We start from the raw sequence: 18,123 nt of genomic DNA on the forward strand, positions 1-18,123 counted from the left end.
AGGTGTCTCCTCACCGTTGTGCCACGAGGCTTTCCAGCCGCGGGACGATCTCGTTCGGCGTGGGCATCGCGAGCACCTCGTCCCGCAGCCGCCGCGCCCCGGCCCGGAACCCGGGCTCGCCGAGCAGCCGGAGCAGGTCCCGCCGGACGTCCGCACCGGTGGCCACGGCCGAGTGGATGTCCAGCCCGGCGCCCTGCTCGGTGAGCTTGCGCGCCAGCGCGGGCTGGTCGAAGTGGAACGGGATGGACAGCTGCGGCACGCCGTGCAGGCTCGTGGTGGCCAACGTCGCCGCGCCGGCGTGGTGGATCACGGCACTGCACGTGGCCGCGAGGTCGTGCAGCGGCACGTACGGGATGACCCGGGTGTTCGGCGGGATCCGGCTGAGCTTGCCTTTCGCCTCGCCGGTCAGGGTGGCCACGAGTTCGATGTCCAGGTCGGCCAAGGAGTCGAGGACGTCCTGGACGTCCACGGTGTAGCCGCCGAACCGCTCGGTCGCGGTCAGCCCGAGGGTGAACGCCACCCTGGGTCTGGCCGGTGGCGTCCGCAGCCAGGCGGGAACGGTGGCCGGGCCGCCGTACGGGACGTAACGCATCGGGACGTAGTCCAGGTCCGCGGTGATCCGCAGCGACTCCGGCAACTGGTCGACGGTGAAGTGGCCGGTGATCATGTCCTCGCTGAAGCCGGTGCCGTACTTGCCGGCGTAGCCGGACAGCCACTCGGCGAGCGGATCCTCCTTGTCCTGCCGCTGTTGTTTCAGCCGCAGGTAGTGGTCCCGGGTGACGCCGTAGATGTCCAGGCAGTACATCAGGCGCGCGTGGGTGGCGCCGACGGCTTTGGCGGCGATCGACCCGGCGTAGCTGGTGGGTTCCCACAGGACCAGGTCCGGCCGCCAGTGCCGGGCGAACGAGACCAGTTCGGCGATCATCGGGAAGTTCTTCATCCGGTGCCACCAGGTGACCTGCGTCCGGTAGCCGGCCCGCAGGTAGTCCCAGTTCGCCTTCTCCGGCGCGTCGGCCACGTCGTACGGCTCGGGCAGCCCCGCCCGTGACGCCTCGACCTCCGCTGGTTTCCGCTCGGCCACGCGCCAGATCTCCCGGTCACCGCCGACGGGGACGGCGGTGAGCCCGGCCTGGGTGATCACGCCGGTGAAGCGGGGCTGGCTGGCGACGCGGACGTCGTGCCCTGCGGTGCGCAGCGCCCAGGCCAGCGGCACCAGGTACTGGAAGATCGTCTTCTCCGGGTAGGTGACGAACAGCACGCGCACGTGGTCCTCCTTAGCGGTGGGTGGCCGCGAGCTCGTCGAGGCGTACGACGACCTCGGCGGGAGCGGGCATGGTCAGCATCTCGTCGCGGAGTGCCACCGCACTGTCGCGAAAGGACGGTTCAGTGCGCAGCCGGGCCTCGCACCGCTCGACGTCCGCCGCACTCGTCGTGTGCGGGTGGAGCTGGAGTCCGGCACCGCACTCCACGATCCGGTCGCCCAGCGGCGGCTGGTCGAAGTACACCGGCACGACCAGCTGCGGCAACCCGAGGCGCACTGCTTCGAGGAACGCGGTGAGATCGCCGTCGTGCACGACCACGTCCCCCGGCGGGGACGGTTGATCCACGGGCGTGTACCGCATCGGCACGTCGGGCAGGTCCGTGGCGAGCCGCAGCGAACCGGGCAGCTGGTTGATCGTGACCTGGCCGGTGACCATGTCCTCGCTGAAGTCCGTGCCGTACTTGCCGGCGTAGCCCGACAGCCAGTCGGCCAGCGGATCCTGGTAGTCCTGTTTCAGCCGCAGGAAGTGGCCGCGGGTGACGCCGTGGATGTCCACACCGGGCACCAGGCGGGCGTGTGCGGCCCCGACCGCCTTCGCGGCGACGGAACCCGCGAAGCCCGTGGGTTCCCAGATGACCAGATCGGGACGCCACTGCTGGGCGTACGCCACGAGCTGCGAGATCAGTGGCAGGTTGTCCATCTTGTGCCACCAGGTGACGTGGTAGTCGTACCCGGAAAGCAGGTACTCCCACGTGATGTACCGCTCGTCCTGGCCGGCCACGTCGTACGGCTCGATCATCGCGGACCGCAGCGCCGCGCGTTCGCCGGGCGCCACACCGAATGCCCGCCACACGTCGTGATCGCGACCGATCGGCACGGCGGTCAGCCCCGCACGGGTGACCTCGGCGGCGAACCCCGGACGGCACGCCACCCGCACCTCGTGCCCGGCGGCGGCCAGGGCGCGGGCCAGCGCAACCATGTGCGGAAAGGCGTTCTCGTCCGGGCAGCTCGTGAACAGGACGCGCATCACGCGGAGGTGGTGGCCGCGTGCGTGCGTTCCGCGTGGTCCGCGATGGCCACGGCGGTGCGCTTCAGGGCCTCCGCCAAGGCAATCCGCGCCTGCCAGCCGGTCGCCCGGCCGAACGGGCCCGGGTCGAGCACGAAGTCGAGCTGGTCGGTCTGCATCGACTGCCCGGCCGGCTCGGTGGAGATCACCGGCACGGCCGGTTTGCCGGTCGCGGTGGACATCGCCTCGGCGATGCTGCCGAACAGGTCCGCGATCGAGGTGGCGAGGCCGGTGCCGACCAGCCAGTGCCTGCCCGCCAACGCGTCCGCGTGGTCGAGCGCGCTCGCGAACGCGGCCGCCGCGTCGTCGACGCAGAGCAGATCACGCTTCACCGTGCCGTCGTGCCACATCGTCAGCGGCTCACCGGCCCACGCGCGACGGGCCATCGCGCTGACCACACCCCGGTCCAGCGAGATGGAATCCGTGCCCTGGCTGAACAACGTGGCCAGGCGGAGAGTGGCGCCCCGCAGGACACCGTCGGCGGTCGCGGCCTTCAGCGCGTTCTCCGCGGCCTGCTTCTGGCGGTCGTACGTGGTCAGCGGGTTGTCCGGCTCGGTGCCGTCGATCCGGCCGCCGGTCGGGTGCCCGACCTGCGACATGGAACCGGCGAACAGCACGACCGGGGGTGTCGCCGGGCGCTGGGCGCGCAGGACCGAGATCAGGTCGTGCACGAGGCCGAGGTTCACGCGTTCGGCCACCGCGTCGCCCGCGCTCACCCGCCACGTGGCCGGGCCCGCGATGTGCGCGACGAGGTGGACGATCGCGTCCGCCCCGGCGATCGCGCGGGCGAGTTCGTGCGGCTCGGTCAGGTCGGCGGTCCGGACCTCGACGTCGGCGACCGGCCGCTCGGGCACGCTGGTCAGCCTGCGCCCGACCACGCGCAGGTCGACGGGCAGGCCGGCCAGTTCCCTGGTGACGGCGGTGCCGAGCAGGCCAGAGGCGCCGAGCACGACGACCGACCGCCGGGACGATTTGCTGCTCACGCATTCTCCTAGGTGTGGATCGTGGGGCCGGGTTCATCCCATGTTCTGGTTGCGGGCGGCACTTTCCACGATGATGTCGGCCAGTTCGCTGAATTCGGCGCCGTCGAACTCCTCCAGCGATTCGAGCAACCGCACGTGGTAGATGTTCTCCAGTTCGAGAATGATCTGGACCATCGAGAACGAGTCGAGGTCGGCGACCGAATTCGGCTCCGGCACATCGGGCTGCTCGGCGCAGATCATCCGGGCTGTGGCCGCGACGGTCTCGGTCACGACGCGTTTGTCGAGCGTTTCGGTCATCGGGGCATGCGCCTTTCCGGTCATGATTTTCGCATCGTCACGGGTGTTGACTGGCGAGCAGGAATCATCGCCGCGAATCCGCCGGGGACCTCCGGTCCCGCCGGCGAGACGAATCATATGGCGAAAACGCCCGCCGATTAACGGCCACCGGCAGGGGAATCGCCGGTCATGCGCCAGCGGTCCCAGTTCATCCGGCCGGTCGTGGCGGGCAGGGCGTCCAGTTCGCGCAGGTCCTCGCGGCTGAGCCGGAGGTTGAGCGCGGCGAAGTCCTCCCGCAGCCAGCGTTGCGTGCGCGTGCCGGGCAGCGCGACCACCCGCTCGTCCTGCGCGAGCGTCCAGGCGATCGCGACCTGAGCCGGTGACGCGCCGAGCCGGTCGGCGACCGACCGCACGCCCTTCACGATGATCTCGTTGGCCGCCATGGCATCCGCGGTGAACCGCGGGTCACGCGACCGGGAGTCGGCCGCGCCGAGGCTGCCACCGGCGACGTTGCCGGACAGGTAGCCGCGGCCCAGCGGCGAGAACGCCACGTAGTCCACGTCGTTGACCTGGCACCACGGCAGGATGTCGGCCCGGTTGTCCGCGGCCCAGATGGACAGTTCGTACTGCACGGCGGCCATCGGGAAGATCGCGTGCACGGCGCTCAGTTCGTCCACTGTGGCGTGTGAGATGCCCAGCGCCCGCACTTTTCCCTCGGTGACGAGCTCGGCCATGGCGCCCCAGGTCTCCGCGAGCGGGACGGCGGGGTCGACCCGGTGCAGCTGGTAGAGGTCGATGACGTCGGTTTGCAGCCTGCGCAACGAACTCTCGCACGCGGCCCGGATGTGCTCCGGCCGCCCGTCGCGGCTGAGCACGCCCTCCGGGCCCGCGACCAGCCCGCACTTGGTGGCGATGACAGCCGAGTCACGGCGTCCTTTCAACGCCTGGCCGAGCAGTCGCTCGTTGCTGAACGGGCCGTAGACGTCCGCGGTGTCGAAAAGCGAGATGCCCAGTTCGACGGCGTGGTGGATGACGCGGATCGACTCGGCGTCGTCGCGGTTCTCCGGCGCGTATCCACCGGACATGGTCATACAGCCGAGGCCGACCCGGCCCAGCTTGAGCCGTTCGGCCATCAGGGATTTCCGCATGGGTACCTGCACATCTATCAAAGGGGATGGAAGTGCACCTCTTAAATGCGGCTCAGCGGTGCGAACCCGACCACGAGAGCCGGTGCTGTCCCGAATGATGTCGCAGCGGAGCGGGCGCCCGCAACAATTCCACGGGCAATCCGGTTGGAGAACGCCGTGCCACGCCGGTGCTATTGCGGGCTCGTTGATATCACGGCGAACCGAGACACCACACGAGCCCGCAAGGGGTCACTTCCCGGCGGGTGCCCGGCCGTCCCGCTGGCGGGACGGCTCGCTGTCACGCTGGGCGCCGTAGATCCGCGCGATTTCGTGGAACGCCGCCTTCGGCGCCCACTGCTGGCCGCTTCGCTCGGTCACCTTCGTGATCGCGTACCCGGCCATGTCGAGGTCCCGCGCCGCCCGGCGGGAATGCAGCCGGGTGCGGTCGGCGAACTCGAACACGAACGCGCCCGTGACGTCTTCGTCGCGGTAGATCCCGAGCAGTTCGGACAGATACCGGGCCTGCGTGTGCTCGTCCCGCGTGAATCCGGGGCGCACCCGTGGCGGGTCGGTGTGCCAGTCGACGATTCCGTGGGTCGCCGGTCCGTCGTCGTCGGCGCCCACGTAGCTCCCGCAGCCGAATTCCAGAATGACGACCGGTTTGCCGTGCCGGTGCTGGCGGCGCAGCCCGGCCCGGTATCCGGCGTGGTTGTGCCGGTGCCGGTAGTAGTTCACGCCGACGATGTCGAACGCGGTCCAGTCGACTTTCTCCCAGAAACCCGACGCGTACGTGATCCGGCCGTGGAAACCCGCTCGCGCCACCGCGGCGGCCTGGCCGAGAAACACGTTCAGCCGCCTGTTGAAGAGCGGGAGCAGCGCCCACCAGCGCGGCGACTCCAGCGGAAATCCCTTCTCCGCCGCCGTGCCGCCGGGAATGATCCCGCCGGTGTAGAGCGAGTACTCGCAGCCGACGTTGAGCACGACCGCCGGGTGCTCCTGCCGCAGCTGTTCGGCGGCGTGCGCGGTTTCGCGCAGGTGGGCGAGCACGTCGGCGGGCGGTGCGTCGGGCAGCCGGGGTTGCAGCCAGACCTCGAGGCCGAGCTCCAGCGCGACGCGTGCGGCGGCGGTCAGCTGCCGCACGTCCCGGCCGTACATGTTCACCGCGTTGCAATACAGCCGGTCGCGAATGGCTATAAGGTCTTGCCGTACGGTGTCGGTGTCGTCGGTGTACCAGTAGTCGGACTCGATCCGGTAATTGATGCCCCGGTGGGCGAGGTTCATTGCGTATCCTCGTTCGACAGGTGCTGGATAATGCGTTCGAACACGTCCGTCATGGGTATGCCGATCGCTTTCGCCTCGTCCACCATGGGCTCGAGGTAGGTCGCGAAGAATGTCCGCCTTCGTTCCTCGCACCCGCCGTCCGGTAGCAGGTCACAGGACATGCCGATGCCTCATTTCACAAGGTTGTCAAATGCTCGATCCGCGAATAGATTGCGGAGAGCGGTGAACATCATCTTACGCCGTGGCGTGCCGGGCTGACTACCCTCGGTGAGCTGCCCGCGGTGCCAAATCCCCCTTGTTGTGCCCCGGCCGTCGTGCCAGGCCGTCCGATGCGGAGAGGAATTCGATGCGGGTTCTGTTCGCCACGTATGCGGTGAAAACGCATTTCCAGGCGATGGTGCCGCTGGCGTGGGCACTGCGCAACGCCGGCCACGAGGTCCGGGTGGCCAGCCAGCCCGAGCTGGCCGACGTCATCACCAGCGCGGGCCTGACGGCGGTGTCCGTCGGCCAGGACCACACGTTGTGGCGTACCGCCAACCGGTTCCTGACCAAGCGGTACGCGGAGTCCAACCCCGCGGTGTACAAGTCGGTCAGGGAAGCCGCGGTGCTGCCGTTCGATCAGGCCGAGCAGGCGCCGGACCAGCTGACGCTGGAGGACCTCGCGCCCGCCTACGACAACCTGGTGCAGTCCTGGTACCGGATCGTCAACAACACGATGGTCGCCGACCTGGTCGACTTCGCCCGGCACTGGCGGCCGGACCTGGTCATCTGGGAACCCAACAGCTACGCGGCGGCGATCGCGGCCGAGGTGTCCGGTGCCGCGCACGCCCGGCTGCTCTGGGGCGCCGACATCTTCGCCGTCACCCGGGCCCGGTTGCTCGACCTGCGGGCAGAGCGCGCGGACGCGCTGGGGGAGTGGCTCGCCGGGCTGATCGAGCCGTACGGCCACGACTTCAGCGAAACACTGGCCACCGGGGACTTCACGATCGACCAGCTGCCCGGTCCGCTGCGGATGACCGCCGACCACCTGCACTACGTGCGCATGGGGTACGTGCCGTACAACGGCGTGGCCACTGTGCCCAAGTGGTTGTGGGGGCAGCCGGAACGGCCGAGGGTCGCGTTGACGCTCGGTGTGTCCGCCGCGGAGAGCTTCGGCGGCTACGGCGTCAGCGTCCAGGATGTGCTGGACTCGCTGGCGGACCTGGACATCGAGGTCGTGGCCACGGTCGCCGAACGCGAGCAGCACAAGCTCCGGCAGATCCCGGGTAACACCAGGGTCGTCCCGTCCGTGCCGCTGCACGCGTTGCTGCCCAGCTGCTCGGCGGCCGTCCACCACGCGGGCTTCAACACGTTGTGCACCAACTTGTTCTACGGCGTGCCGCCGATGTCCCTGCCGGAACGGTTCGACGAGCCGCTGCTCGCCCGGCGGGTGGAGCGGCAGGGCGCGGGGCTCTCGGTGCACATGGCGGAGGCAACCGGCGAGCAGGTCCGTGCCGGAGTGATCCGGTTGCTGACCGAACCGTCCTTCCGGCAAGCGGTCCAGCCGCTGACCGCCGAGATGACCGCCATGCCGTCACCGGCCGACCTGGTGCCGTACCTGACCGAACTCACCGGCGGCTACCGCCGTCACGCCAGCCCACCTGTCCGAAAAGTCGCCGCACTTCACTGAAACGGATCATCATGAAGGGAATCGTCCTCGCAGGCGGAAGCGGGACCCGGCTCTACCCGCTGACCGCCGCGACCTCGAAGCAACTGCTGCCCGTCTACGACAAACCGATGGTCTACTACCCGCTGTCGGTGCTGATGCTCGCCGGCATCCGGGACGTGCTGATCATCTCGACGCCGGCGAGCGTGCCCGCGATGCGGGCGCTGCTCGGCGACGGCGCGCACCTGGGGATGAACATCACCTACGCGGAGCAGGCCGAACCGAACGGGATCGCCGAGGCGTTCCTGATCGGCGCGGACCACATCGGCGCGGAGGACTCGGCGCTCATCCTGGGCGACAACATCTTCCACGGCACCGGGTTCCCCAGCCTGCTGCGCGACACCCGCAAGAACCTCGACGGCGCCACGCTGTTCGGCTACCCGGTCTCCGACCCGGAGCGCTACGGCATCGGCGAGCTCGACGAACGCGGCAACCTCGTCTCACTGGAGGAGAAACCGACGCGGCCGCGCTCGGACAACGCGATCACCGGGCTGTACTTCTACGACTCCGACGTGGTCGAGATCGCCAGGGGCCTCGCGCCGTCCGCCCGTGGCGAGCTGGAGATCACCGACGTCAACAAGGAGTACCTGCGGGCAGGCCGGGCCCGGCTGGTCCGCCTCGGCCGCGGCTTCACCTGGCTGGACGCCGGGACGCACGAGTCGCTGCTGGAAGCGAGCCAGTACGTGCACGTGCTGGAGAACAGGCAAGGCGTGCGGGTGGCGTGCCTGGAGGAGATCGCGCTGCGGATGGGTTTCATCAACGCCGACGAGTGCTACTCGCTCGGCGAGCGGATGACCAATTCGCAGTACGGGCGCTACGTCATGACTGTGGCGCGGTCGGCGGCATGAGCCGTCCCGCCAGCGAGACGGCGACACCGCCGGATGAGCTGCTGTCAGCCGGGTTCGACGCGATCACCGATCGCGCGTGGCGTACACAGTGGACATCCGGCGCCGCGGACCTGGTACGCGACTCGCTGCCGGCGACGGTGGTGATGCGGACATCCGGGACCACCGGACCCAGCCGGGAATGGCCACGCACGCGTGAGCAGCTGTGGGCGGAGGCGGGTCTGCTGGCGGACCTGCTGCGTCCACATCGGCCGGACGTGGTGGTGTCCTTCGCGCCGCCGAGGCACTTGTTCGGTGCGCTCGCCAGCGTGCTGGTGCCGGCACAGCTGGGCGTCGAGGCGTGGTACCGGCCGGGTTTCTTCGGGGCGCTGCCGCCGGTGGCCGGGCGGCGCGTGGCGGTCGTGGCGGTGCCGTGGATCTTCCGGCTCCTGCTGGAACACCCGGACTGGGTGCGTTCGCTGGCCGACCTGACGGTGTTGCACAGCACCGCGCTGCTGCCGGCCACCGCCGGGGAGTTCCTGGCCGGCGCGGAGCAGGCGCGGGTCGTCGAGGTCTTCGGGTCCACCGAGACAGGCGGCGTGGCCTATCGGTGGTGGCGTGGCGGGAACCCGCCGTGGCGGCTGTTCGACGACGTGACGGTGGATCTCGACGGCCGGGGCGAGCGTCCGCTGGTCGTGCGCGGTCCCCGGCTGGCTGGCAACGCGCGCAGCCGTCAGATGGACGACTTCGCCGAGCCTGCCGGTGACCGGCGGTTCCGGTTGACCGGCAGGCGAAGCCGGTTGGTGAAGGTCAACGGGCGGCGGCTGAACCTCGACGAACTCGAAGTGGCGTTGCGTGCCGTGATCCGATGCGCCGACCTGGCGCTCGTGCCGGACGTGGACGCGATGGTCGGCGAGCACGTCGAGTTGCTGATCGTCCCGTCCGGTGACTACGACCTGAGCCCGGTCGCCGGCGTGCTGGGGCTGTGGCCGAGGCGGGTGCGCGTGGTGGACCGGATCGACCGGACCGAGACCGGCAAGCTCCGGCGGGCCGCCTCATGACCCTGGCATCCCTGATCCGGCAGGCGGGCTGGGACGCCGCACTGCCGGCCTGCGGCCAGGACGACGTCGACCGGATGGCCGAGAGCGCCGCGACCGTGGCCAAGGCACTGGCCGCGGGCACCCCGATCTACGGCCTCACCCAGGGATTCGGGCCGCTCGTCGAGTTCGCCGCGGAGTCCGAGGCCGAACAGGGCGCGAGCCTGATCGCGCACCTGGGCAGCGGGCAGGGCCGCCCGCTGGACCCGGACGTGTGCCGGTTGATCGTGTGGCTGCGGCTGGTGAGCATGCGCAAGGGGTTCTCGGCGGTGTCGCCGGAGTTCTGGCACGTGCTGGCGGAGCTGTGGAACCGCGGGTTCACCCCGGCGATTCCCCGCGACGGCACGGTCAGTGCGAGCGGCGACCTGCAACCGCTGGCACACGCGGCCCTCGCGTACACCGGTCACGGCGACGCGTGGGTGCGGGTCGAGGACGAATGGACACTGCGCCCCGCGGCGGAGGCGCTCGCGGCGCTGTCGGCCACGCCGGTCGAATGGCCGGTCCGGGAGGCGCTGGCGTTCGTCAACGGGACAGGCGCGAGCCTCGCCGCCACCATCGTCAACCAGCAGTCGGCGACACGGCTCGTCCGTGCGGTCACCTTGCTGACGGCTCGCGTCGCCGACCTGCTCGGCGCCAACCCGGAGCACTACCGGCCGGGTATCGCGATCGCTCGTGGTCAACCTGGACAGTCCACTGTGGCGCGCTGGGTGCGTGAGCAGTTGCCGCCGGGCATGTCCAGGAATCCGGCACGGCCGCTGCAGGAGCCGTACAGCCTGCGGTGCGCGCCGCAGGTGCTCGGCGCGGTGCTCGACCAGCTCGACTCGGCTGGCAACGTCCTGCTGGACGAAGCGACCGGGTGCACGGACAACCCGCTCACCCACGAAGGGGAGGTGCTGCACGGCGGCAACTTCCACGCGATGCCGGTGGGCCTGGCGTCCGACCAGATCGGGCTGGCCCTGCACCAAGCCGCCTACCTGGCGGACCGGCAGCTCGCCCTGATCTGCGACCCCGCCACGAACGGTGGTCTGCCGCCCATGCTGACTCCACGCCCGGGACGCGGCTGCGGCCTGGCGGGAGTGCAGATCAGCGCGACCTCCTTCGTGTCGCGGATCAGGCAACTGGTGTACCCGGCGTCGCTCACGTCGTTGCCCACCAACGGCTGGAACCAGGACCACGTCCCGATGGCGCTCAACGGCGCCAACTCGGTCGCCGACGCACTGGACCTGGCTTGGCTGGTGGTCGGTTCGCTCGCGGTCGGTGCCGCACAGCTCGCGGCCATGGCCGGCGAGCGGACGCGGGCGCGGCCGTGGGCCGCGCTCGCGGAGATCAGCCCGCCGCTGGCGGCCGACCGGCCGATGGCGGGCGAGGTCAGGGCCGCCCGTGATCTGCTGGCCGACGCGGCCGGACAATTGTTCCGGCCGTGATTCAACCACCAGGAAATTCGTCGTACCGAATTCCGGTCGGACAACGATACCGGCCAGCTGGGTCCGGTAAATTATTGTCCGGTAACCGGTTCGGCAACTTCTCGAGGAGATTTGATATGCCGGTCACATCCCAATGCCGAATTTGCGACGGTATCGTCCAGGAGTTCTTCGACTTCGGGCGGCAGCCGTTGTCCGACGCGTTCGCCGAGCCCGCGAAGGCCGGCGACAACGAGTTCTTCTTCCGGCTGGCCACCGGGATCTGCGCGTCGTGCTCGATGGTGCAGCTGATGGAGGAGGTGCCGCGCGAGGAGATGTTCCACGAGGACTACCCGTACCTGTCCTCGGGTTCGTCGTTCATGCGCGAGCACTTCGGCAAGCTCGCCGAGCGCTTCCGCGCCACCGAGCTGACCGGGCCGGACCCGTTCATCGTCGAGCTCGGCTGCAACGACGGGATCATGCTCAAGGCGTTGGCGGAGGCGGGAATCCGGCACCTGGGCGTCGAGCCGTCCGGCGGTGTCGCCGACCTGGCCGCGGCCAAGGGCATCACGGTGCGCAAGGACTTCTTCGAGGAAGCGGTCGCCTCGGACATCCGGGCCAAGCAAGGCCCGGCCGACGTCATCTACGCCGCCAACACCCTCTGCCACATCCCGTACATGGGCTCGATTCTGCGCGGTGTGGTGAATCTGCTCGCACCGAAGGGCGTTTTCGTCTTCGAGGACCCGTACTTCGCCGACATCGTCCAGCGCACCTCGTTCGACCAGGTCTACGACGAGCATTTCTTCTTCTTCACCGCGCAGTCGGTGCGGGAGATGGCCAGGCTGCACGGCCTGGAACTGGTCGACGTCGAGCGGATCCCGGTGCACGGTGGCGAAGTCCGCTACACGCTCGCCCTGGCGGGCGCCCGCACGCCCAGCGCGGCGGTGGCCGAGCTGGTCGCGGCCGAGCAGGAGCAGAAGCTGACCGAGTTCGCGACGCTGGAGGCGTTCGGCGCCAACGTCCGCAAGATCCGCGACGACCTGGTCAGCCTGCTGCGTGAGCTGAAGGACAAGGGCCAGCGGGTGGTCGGCTACGGCGCGACGGCCAAGAGCGCCACGGTGCTCAACCTCTGCGGGATCGGACCCGACCTGATCGAGTTCATCTCGGACACGAGCTCGACCAAGCAGGGCAGGGTCACGCCCGGCTCGCACATCCCGGTCAAGCCGCCGACCGAGTTCGCGGCGCGCTACCCGGACTACGCCGTGCTGTTCGCGTGGAACCACGCCGAGGAGATCATGGCCAAGGAACAGGATTTCCGGGCCGCGGGCGGTCGCTGGATCCAGTACGTGCCGAACGTGCACGTGTCCTGAGTGGAGCGACACGAAACGGCCGGGGTGGCGTGCCACCCCGGCCAGTTCGTTGACAGTCGTTCGAATCACTCCCGTGTGGCGGACGCTTCGTCGAGCACGGCGACGATCCACGTCAGCAGGTCCTGGTCCACCGTCGCCGCCGCGTCCTGCCAGCGTTGCTGCTGGTCGGGAATGATGCTGACCTGCAGCCGGGTGCCGGGCAGGGATTTCCCGTTCTGCCCCGCGCCGGCGTGCCCGGACCCGTCGCGCGTGGCGCGGCGGCCGGCTTTCACGCGGTTGCGCAGCTCGTTGCGCGACCAGCTGTGTTTCTCCGCGCGGTCCATCCAGTCGTCCTGCTCGGATTCCGGCAGGCTCGCCAGTTCGGCGTGGTGCTGGAAGCTCAGCGACTCGCGCCTGCGCTCCTGCCGGAACTTGCGCGCGACCCAGGCGTAGTTGCGCAGCGTCTGGTAGTCCAGACCGGTCTCGTCGATCGCCCGCTTGTAGCGGTCCGGGTACTCCGATTGCCCGTAGATGAGCCAGTCGCCCAGCCACCAGGCCGACGAGTCCGAGATGGTGAAGATCTGGCGGCCAATTCTCCGCCATTCGTCCAACGGCATTCTCGCGGGCAGCGCGAGGCAGGTCCGCATCGTCAATGCGGCGCCCGGCGACGACCTGCGTTGTTCCTGCTTGTCCCCAGTGTGTCCGGCATAGCCTTCGCTCATCGGCATTGGCTTTGTTCCCCAGTTCTTTCTCCCCCGGTGGCTCCGCGCCGAGCCGCGTCACGCGCCCCCTCGCGGCTGTCGTCCCCGAACGCCATGTTGCCAGTGTTGGCACGCGCGGACAACGCAGGTCAGTCAGGTGAAACCGGGTACCTGCGGGATCGGCGGCAACTCGCGGCGCACACGCCGTTGCCTGCCGTCCCGCCAGCGGGACGCACCAGCCCGCCGACGGGCGGAGGTAGGACGACCGGGCGGCTGCGCGGCGGGCGGAGAATGAATCGGCGGCCGTCGGCCAGGAATGGAAATTGACTGCCGCTCGCCGTGTGAGTAGTTTTCCTGGGGAGCGCGGAATCGCCGGAATCCAACGTTGATGCGTCTGTCCGTTGGCCGGTTTCCGGTCCGAAGTCGCTCATTCGAATTGTGCTCCCACGCGTGCTGGAGGATGACGCCGACCATGACTCAATATGTCTGGGGTTATCTGGACGAATACGAAAACGAGCGGGCCGACCTCCTCGCCGCGGTGGACGAGGTCTTCCGTTCGGGCAAGCTCGTGCTCGGCCCGAGCGTGGCCGGGTTCGAGCAGGAGTTCGCCGACTACCACGGGGCCGCGTACTGCGTCGGTGTCGACAACGGCACCAACGCGATCGTGCTGGCCCTGCGCGCGATCGGTGTCGGCGCCGGCGACGAAGTCATCACCGTCTCGAACACCGCTGCCCCCACAGTGATCGCGATCGATGCCGTCGGCGCCACACCGGTCTTCGTCGACGTGCACGAGGACACGTACCTGATGCGCGTCGACCAGGTCGAAGCCGCGATCACCGAACGCACCAAGTGCCTGCTGCCGGTGCACCTGTACGGGCAGTGCGTGGACATGGCGCCGCTGGAGGCCGTCGCGGCCGAACACGGCCTGCCGATCCTGGAGGACTGCGCGCAGGCGCACGGCGCCACGCACCACGGCCGGATCGCGGGCTCGATGGGCCTCGTGTCGGCGTTCTCGTTCTACCCCACCAAAGTCCTCGGCGCCTACGGCGACGCCGGCGCGGCGGTCACCAGCGACCCCGAGGTGGACGCGAACCTCCGCCGGTCGCGCTACTACGGCATGGAGGACGTCTACCACGTCGTGCGGACGCCGGGCTACAACAGCAGGCTCGACGAGGTGCAGGCGGAGATCCTGCGCCGCAAGCTGACCAGGCTGCCCGGCTACCTCGCCGGCCGCCGCGCGATCGCCGACCGGTACGCGGAAGCCTTGTCGGACACCGACCTCGTGCTCCCGGTGACCGCGCCGGGCAACGACCACGTCTACTACGTCCACGTCGTCCGCCACCCGCGGCGCGACGAGATCATCGCGGCGCTGCGGGAGCACGACATCCACCTCAACATCAGCTACCCGTGGCCGGTGCACACCCAGAAGGGGTTCGCGCACCTCGGTGTCGAGCCGGGTTCGCTGCCGGTCACCGAACGGCTGGCAGGCGAGATCTTCTCGCTGCCCATGTACCCGTCGCTGACCCGCGGCGCACAGGACAAGGTCATCGACGCGCTGCGCGAAGTCCTTGCCACCCTCTGACGAAGGGACTTTGCCGTGACTTCCACGAGTGCCGCGCCGGTGACCGGGCACGGCGTGCTGACGACGATCGCGCAGTTCGACGAGTGGTGGGCCGACCGCCACCGGGCCGGCCGGTTCGACGTGACCAGGATCCCGTTCGCCGAACTGGACACGTGGCACTTCGACGAGGCGACCGGCAACCTCGGGCACGACAGCGGCCGGTTCTTCACCGTCGAGGGACTGCAGGTCGAGGTCGGCGGCGAGCCGGTCACCTGGCAGCCGATCATCAACCAGCCGGAGATCGGCCTGCTCGGCATCGTGGTCAAGCGGTTCGGCGGGGTGCTGCACTGCCTGATGCAGGCCAAGATGGAACCGGGCAACGTCAACACGTTGCAGCTCTCGCCGACCGTGCAGGCCACCCGCAGCAACTACACCCAGGTGCACCGCGGCGCCACGACCCGCTACCTCGACCTGTTCATCGGGCCGGACCGCGGCGAGGTGCTCGTGGACGTCCTGCAGTCCGAGCAGGGCGCGTGGTTCTGGCGCAAACGCAACCGAAACGTGGTCGTCGAGATCACCGGGGACGTGCCGGTCAACGACGACTACCGGTGGCTGCCGCTGCACCTGGTGCGCGAGCTGATGCGCGTGCACAACCTGGTGAACATGGACGCACGGACTGTGCTGTCGTGCATGCCTTTCGCGCAGCCCGACGAGGCCGTGCAGTCCAGGGGAACGTCCTTCGCCGACGCGCTGACCCGCTCGTACCTGTCGGACAAGGCGTTGCACACGACCAGTGCGGCGCTGAGCTGGTTCACCGAGGCGAAGACCATGTGCGACTGGAGCGTCCGGCTGATCCCGGTCGGCGAGGTGCGCAACTGGTCACGCACCGAGCACGAGATCGCCGACGACGCCGGGCGGGACTTCCGCATCATCGGGGTGCGGGTCGAGGCGGGCAACCGCGAGGTCACCGCGTGGACCCAGCCGCTGCTCGAACCACGCGGCCAGGGACTGGCGATCTTCCTGACGCGCTCGATCGGCGGCGTGCTGCACGTGCTGGTCCAGGCACGCCCGGAGATCGGGCTGCTCGACCTGGTCGAGATGGGCCCGACCGTGCAGCTGCTGCCCGGTCAGGACCCCGCGGACGTCGACGACCCGTTCGTCAAGGGCGTGGCGACCGGCGAGGTCGGCCGGATCCGTTACGACACTGTGCTTTCCGAGGAAGGCGGCCGGTTCCTCAACGCGCTGACCCGGTACCGCGTGGTGGAGGTCGGCGACGAGTTCCCCGTCGACGTGCCGCCGAACTTCTGCTGGCTGACCGTGCGGCAGCTGATGGACCTGTTGCGGCACGGCCACTACCTCAACATCGAAGCACGCAGCCTGCTCGCCTGCGTGCACAGCTTGTGGTGAAAACACAAGGAGGGAAACCCGGATGCAGGCACGGAAACTGGCCGTCGAAGGCGCGGTCGAGTTCTCGCCGAGGATCTTCGCCGATGACCGCGGCCACTTCGTGTCGCCGTATCAGGAGGCCGCCTTCGTCGACGCGGTCGGCAGACCGCTGTTCGCCGTGACGCAGACCAACATCAGCATGTCCCGGCGCGGGGTGGTGCGGGGTGTCCACTACACGAGCACCCCGCCCGGCACGGCGAAGTACGTCTACTGCACGCGGGGCAAGGTGCTCGACATCGTCGTCGACATCCGCGTCGGCTCACCGACGTACGGCAAGTGGGACGCGGTCATCCTCGATCCGGAGTCCTACCGCTCGTCCTACATGCCGTTGGGCGTCGGTCACGCGTTCGTGGCGCTCGAGGACAACTCTGTGATGTCGTATCTGTTGTCGCAGAGCTACGTGCCGGAGAACGAACTGGCGCTGTCGGTCCTCGATCCGGAGCTGAGCCTGCCGATCCCGCGGGACATCGACCCGGTGCTGTCCGACCGCGACCTGGAAGCGCCGACGCTCGCCGAGGCCAACGCGCGTGGCCTGTTACCGGACTACGCCACGTGCCTGCGGATCGAGGCGAGCCCGTTGGTCAACGCCCGGCCCGCCTGATCCCGAACTTCTCGAAAGGTGCCCAGATGCGTTTGCTCGTCACCGGTGCGGCCGGGTTCATCGGCTCGCACTTCACCCGTTACTGGCTCGGGGAACACCCAGCCGACACCGTGGTCGCGCTGGACGCGTTGACCTACCGGGGAACCGAGACCAACCTGACCGACATCCGCGACCGGATCACGTTCGTGCACGCCGACATCGCCGACGGCGTCGCCGTGGAGCGCACGCTGGCCGACCACGGGATCGAGACCGTGGTCAACTTCGCCGCCGAGTCGCACAACAGCCTGGCCGTGCTGGATCCCGCCCGGTTCTTCCGCACCAACGTGCTGGGCACGCAGTCACTGCTGGAGTCCTGCCTGCGGGCGGGAGTCAAGCGCGTGCACCACATCTCCACCTGCGAGGTCTACGGCGACCTGCCGCTGGACGCCGACGAGGCGTTCACCGAGGAATCGCCCTATCGGCCGCGCACGCCGTACAACGCCAGCAAGGCAGGCGCTGACCACGCCGTGCGTTCGTACCACGAGACGTTCGGTCTGCCGGTGACGATCACCAACTGCGCCAACAACTACGGGCCGAACCAGTTCCCGGAGAACGTCCTGCCGCTGTTCACCACGCGCGCGCTGGACGGCGAACCGCTGCCGGTCTACGCCTCCAAGCACAACCGCAGGGAGTGGATCCACGCGGTCGACCACTGCCGTGCGATCGACGCCGTGCTCCAGCGCGGCAGGATCGGCCAGACGTACCACGTCGGCACCGGCCTGGAAGCCAGCGTCGAGCAGATCGCCGACCTGGTGCTGGACGAGCTCGGCCTGCCGGGTTCGCTGAAGAAGACCGTGCCCGACCGTCCCGGGCACGATCGGCGCTACCTGCTCGACGCCGGGAAGATCCGGCGTGAGCTGGGCTGGCAGCCGCAGGTCAGCTTCGACACCGGGGTCAGGGAGACGATCCGCTGGTACGCGGACAACCGGGCCTGGTGGGAGCCGCTGCGTGACCGCAGCCCGGTGAACGAGAGCGCGTGGGCCACGAAGTCCTAGGGGAGACAACGCTATGCGTGGCTTGACCGCTGGCGCGGTGCTGGCCCTCATCACGCTGGTTGCGGCGTGTTCCGGTGCCGGCACCGCCGCGCCACCGCCGACCAGCACCTTCTCCACGAGCAGCACTGGTTCGCCGTCGCCCACGACACAGCAGGCCACACCACCGGCCGAGGTCAACTGCGGCGCGAGCGCCGAGGCGAAGGCCGTGATCGCCGAACGAACCGAAGCCGGGCTGGTGGAGTGCGCGGAGGCGATGGCGGTGATGACCGAGTACCACCGGTTGGCGCCCGAGGAGGACGAGGCGGTGACCATCCAGGGCTGGACGTGCGCCGCCGACTCGGGTGACGAGGGCACGGGCATCGTCGTGTGCGAGAAGGACGGGAAATCGTTTCACACCGGGCAGTAACGTGG

General features: G+C 69.2%; 18 protein-coding genes. 10 read left to right on the top strand and 8 right to left on the bottom strand.

The features are described 5' to 3' along the window. Positions 1-10: 10 nt before the first annotated feature. From AOZ06_RS23310 to AOZ06_RS56540, 7 genes are all read right to left on the bottom strand, one after another. A complete protein-coding gene (locus AOZ06_RS23310) occupies positions 11-1,264 on the bottom strand; it encodes an activator-dependent family glycosyltransferase (RefSeq protein ID WP_054291349.1) in 1,254 nt (417 codons plus the stop codon). A gap of 10 nt (positions 1,265-1,274) precedes the next feature. After that, a complete protein-coding gene (locus tag AOZ06_RS23315) occupies positions 1,275-2,288 on the bottom strand; it encodes a nucleotide disphospho-sugar-binding domain-containing protein (protein WP_054291350.1) in 1,014 nt (337 codons plus the stop codon). Further along, positions 2,288-3,310, bottom strand: coding sequence for an NAD-dependent epimerase/dehydratase family protein (locus tag AOZ06_RS23320; protein WP_054291351.1), 1,023 nt, complete (start codon positions 3,308-3,310; stop codon positions 2,288-2,290). Before AOZ06_RS23320 ends, AOZ06_RS23315 begins: the two co-directional genes overlap by 1 nt. A gap of 33 nt (positions 3,311-3,343) precedes the next feature. Continuing rightward, positions 3,344-3,724: a hypothetical protein gene (locus tag AOZ06_RS23325; RefSeq protein WP_157233181.1), complete on the bottom strand. Its 381-nt coding sequence runs from the start codon at positions 3,722-3,724 to the stop codon at positions 3,344-3,346. A gap of 20 nt (positions 3,725-3,744) precedes the next feature. Beyond that, positions 3,745-4,734, bottom strand: coding sequence for an aldo/keto reductase (locus AOZ06_RS23330; RefSeq protein ID WP_054291353.1), 990 nt, complete (start codon positions 4,732-4,734; stop codon positions 3,745-3,747). 228 nt (positions 4,735-4,962) lie between these two features. Further along, positions 4,963-5,994, bottom strand: coding sequence for a hypothetical protein (locus AOZ06_RS23335; RefSeq protein WP_054291354.1), 1,032 nt, complete (start codon positions 5,992-5,994; stop codon positions 4,963-4,965). Further along, positions 5,991-6,155: a hypothetical protein gene (locus AOZ06_RS56540; RefSeq protein WP_157233182.1), complete on the bottom strand. Its 165-nt coding sequence runs from the start codon at positions 6,153-6,155 to the stop codon at positions 5,991-5,993. The genes AOZ06_RS23335 and AOZ06_RS56540 overlap by 4 nt, the downstream gene beginning before the upstream one ends. A 185-nt stretch (positions 6,156-6,340) precedes the next feature. Between AOZ06_RS56540 and AOZ06_RS23340 the strand changes: the two genes are divergently transcribed. From AOZ06_RS23340 to AOZ06_RS23360, 5 genes are all read left to right on the top strand, one after another. Then, positions 6,341-7,663, top strand: a complete 1,323-nt coding sequence (locus AOZ06_RS23340) for an activator-dependent family glycosyltransferase (protein WP_054291355.1) — start codon at positions 6,341-6,343, stop codon at positions 7,661-7,663. A gap of 11 nt (positions 7,664-7,674) precedes the next feature. Further along, positions 7,675-8,547, top strand: a complete 873-nt coding sequence (gene rfbA, locus AOZ06_RS23345; RefSeq protein WP_054291356.1) for a glucose-1-phosphate thymidylyltransferase RfbA — start codon at positions 7,675-7,677, stop codon at positions 8,545-8,547. After that, the gene (locus AOZ06_RS23350) at positions 8,544-9,584 is read left to right on the top strand and encodes an AMP-binding protein (RefSeq protein ID WP_054291357.1); all 1,041 of its coding nucleotides are present in this window, start codon (positions 8,544-8,546) and stop codon (positions 9,582-9,584) included. The genes rfbA and AOZ06_RS23350 overlap by 4 nt, the downstream gene beginning before the upstream one ends. After that, the gene (locus AOZ06_RS23355; RefSeq protein WP_054291358.1) at positions 9,581-11,044 is read left to right on the top strand and encodes an aromatic amino acid ammonia-lyase; all 1,464 of its coding nucleotides are present in this window, start codon (positions 9,581-9,583) and stop codon (positions 11,042-11,044) included. The genes AOZ06_RS23350 and AOZ06_RS23355 overlap by 4 nt, the downstream gene beginning before the upstream one ends. Positions 11,045-11,160: 116 nt before the next feature. Continuing rightward, positions 11,161-12,390 (top strand): class I SAM-dependent methyltransferase, encoded by a 1,230-nt coding sequence (locus AOZ06_RS23360; protein ID WP_054291359.1) that lies wholly within the window; start codon positions 11,161-11,163, stop codon positions 12,388-12,390. Positions 12,391-12,455: 65 nt separating this feature from the next. On the opposite strand, the gene AOZ06_RS23365 is transcribed toward AOZ06_RS23360, so the two are convergent. Beyond that, on the bottom strand, positions 12,456-13,091 hold the full coding sequence (locus AOZ06_RS23365; RefSeq protein ID WP_225954748.1) for an LmbU family transcriptional regulator: 636 nt from the start codon (positions 13,089-13,091) through the stop codon (positions 12,456-12,458). 451 nt (positions 13,092-13,542) lie between these two features. Here AOZ06_RS23365 and AOZ06_RS23370 point away from each other — a divergent pair, with 451 nt between their 5' ends. Genes AOZ06_RS23370 through AOZ06_RS23390 form a run of 5 tightly spaced genes read left to right on the top strand, consistent with a single transcriptional unit; the run spans position 13,543 to position 18,118 of the window. Continuing rightward, complete coding sequence (locus tag AOZ06_RS23370; RefSeq protein ID WP_054296853.1) at positions 13,543-14,652, top strand: DegT/DnrJ/EryC1/StrS family aminotransferase; 1,110 nt, start codon at positions 13,543-13,545, stop codon at positions 14,650-14,652. Positions 14,653-14,667: 15 nt separating this feature from the next. Then, the gene (locus AOZ06_RS23375; RefSeq protein ID WP_054291360.1) at positions 14,668-16,038 is read left to right on the top strand and encodes an NDP-hexose 2,3-dehydratase family protein; all 1,371 of its coding nucleotides are present in this window, start codon (positions 14,668-14,670) and stop codon (positions 16,036-16,038) included. Between the two features lie 22 nt (positions 16,039-16,060). Beyond that, positions 16,061-16,678, top strand: coding sequence for a dTDP-4-dehydrorhamnose 3,5-epimerase family protein (locus AOZ06_RS23380; RefSeq protein ID WP_054291361.1), 618 nt, complete (start codon positions 16,061-16,063; stop codon positions 16,676-16,678). Between the two features lie 26 nt (positions 16,679-16,704). Continuing rightward, positions 16,705-17,712 carry a dTDP-glucose 4,6-dehydratase gene (gene rfbB / locus AOZ06_RS23385; RefSeq protein WP_054291362.1) on the top strand — a complete coding sequence of 336 codons (1,008 nt, stop codon included), beginning with the start codon at positions 16,705-16,707 and terminating at the stop codon, positions 17,710-17,712. Between the two features lie 13 nt (positions 17,713-17,725). Continuing rightward, a complete protein-coding gene (locus tag AOZ06_RS23390) occupies positions 17,726-18,118 on the top strand; it encodes a hypothetical protein (protein WP_054291363.1) in 393 nt (130 codons plus the stop codon). Positions 18,119-18,123: the final 5 nt, after the last annotated feature.

Origin of the sequence: Kibdelosporangium phytohabitans (assembly GCF_001302585.1) — a bacterium.
GTDB lineage: Bacteria > Actinomycetota > Actinomycetes > Mycobacteriales > Pseudonocardiaceae > Kibdelosporangium > Kibdelosporangium phytohabitans.

What these genes read in the sequence shown, in the direction of transcription:
- AOZ06_RS23315 (WP_054291350.1), bottom strand. Translation starts at nt 2,288, where the DNA reads ATGCGCGTCCTGTTCACGAGCTGCCCGGACGAGAACGCCTTTCCGCAC.
- AOZ06_RS23325 (WP_157233181.1), bottom strand. Translation starts at nt 3,724, where the DNA reads ATGATTCGTCTCGCCGGCGGGACCGGAGGTCCCCGGCGGATTCGCGGC.
- AOZ06_RS23330 (WP_054291353.1), bottom strand. Translation starts at nt 4,734, where the DNA reads ATGCGGAAATCCCTGATGGCCGAACGGCTCAAGCTGGGCCGGGTCGGC.
- AOZ06_RS23335 (WP_054291354.1), bottom strand. Translation starts at nt 5,994, where the DNA reads ATGAACCTCGCCCACCGGGGCATCAATTACCGGATCGAGTCCGACTAC.
- AOZ06_RS56540 (WP_157233182.1), bottom strand. Translation starts at nt 6,155, where the DNA reads ATGTCCTGTGACCTGCTACCGGACGGCGGGTGCGAGGAACGAAGGCGG.
- AOZ06_RS23340 (WP_054291355.1), top strand. Translation starts at nt 6,341, where the DNA reads ATGCGGGTTCTGTTCGCCACGTATGCGGTGAAAACGCATTTCCAGGCG.
- rfbA (WP_054291356.1), top strand. Translation starts at nt 7,675, where the DNA reads ATGAAGGGAATCGTCCTCGCAGGCGGAAGCGGGACCCGGCTCTACCCG.
- AOZ06_RS23350 (WP_054291357.1), top strand. Translation starts at nt 8,544, where the DNA reads ATGAGCCGTCCCGCCAGCGAGACGGCGACACCGCCGGATGAGCTGCTG.
- AOZ06_RS23355 (WP_054291358.1), top strand. Translation starts at nt 9,581, where the DNA reads ATGACCCTGGCATCCCTGATCCGGCAGGCGGGCTGGGACGCCGCACTG.
- AOZ06_RS23360 (WP_054291359.1), top strand. Translation starts at nt 11,161, where the DNA reads ATGCCGGTCACATCCCAATGCCGAATTTGCGACGGTATCGTCCAGGAG.
- AOZ06_RS23365 (WP_225954748.1), bottom strand. Translation starts at nt 13,091, where the DNA reads ATGAGCGAAGGCTATGCCGGACACACTGGGGACAAGCAGGAACAACGC.
- AOZ06_RS23370 (WP_054296853.1), top strand. Translation starts at nt 13,543, where the DNA reads ATGACTCAATATGTCTGGGGTTATCTGGACGAATACGAAAACGAGCGG.
- AOZ06_RS23380 (WP_054291361.1), top strand. Translation starts at nt 16,061, where the DNA reads ATGCAGGCACGGAAACTGGCCGTCGAAGGCGCGGTCGAGTTCTCGCCG.
- rfbB (WP_054291362.1), top strand. Translation starts at nt 16,705, where the DNA reads ATGCGTTTGCTCGTCACCGGTGCGGCCGGGTTCATCGGCTCGCACTTC.
- AOZ06_RS23390 (WP_054291363.1), top strand. Translation starts at nt 17,726, where the DNA reads ATGCGTGGCTTGACCGCTGGCGCGGTGCTGGCCCTCATCACGCTGGTT.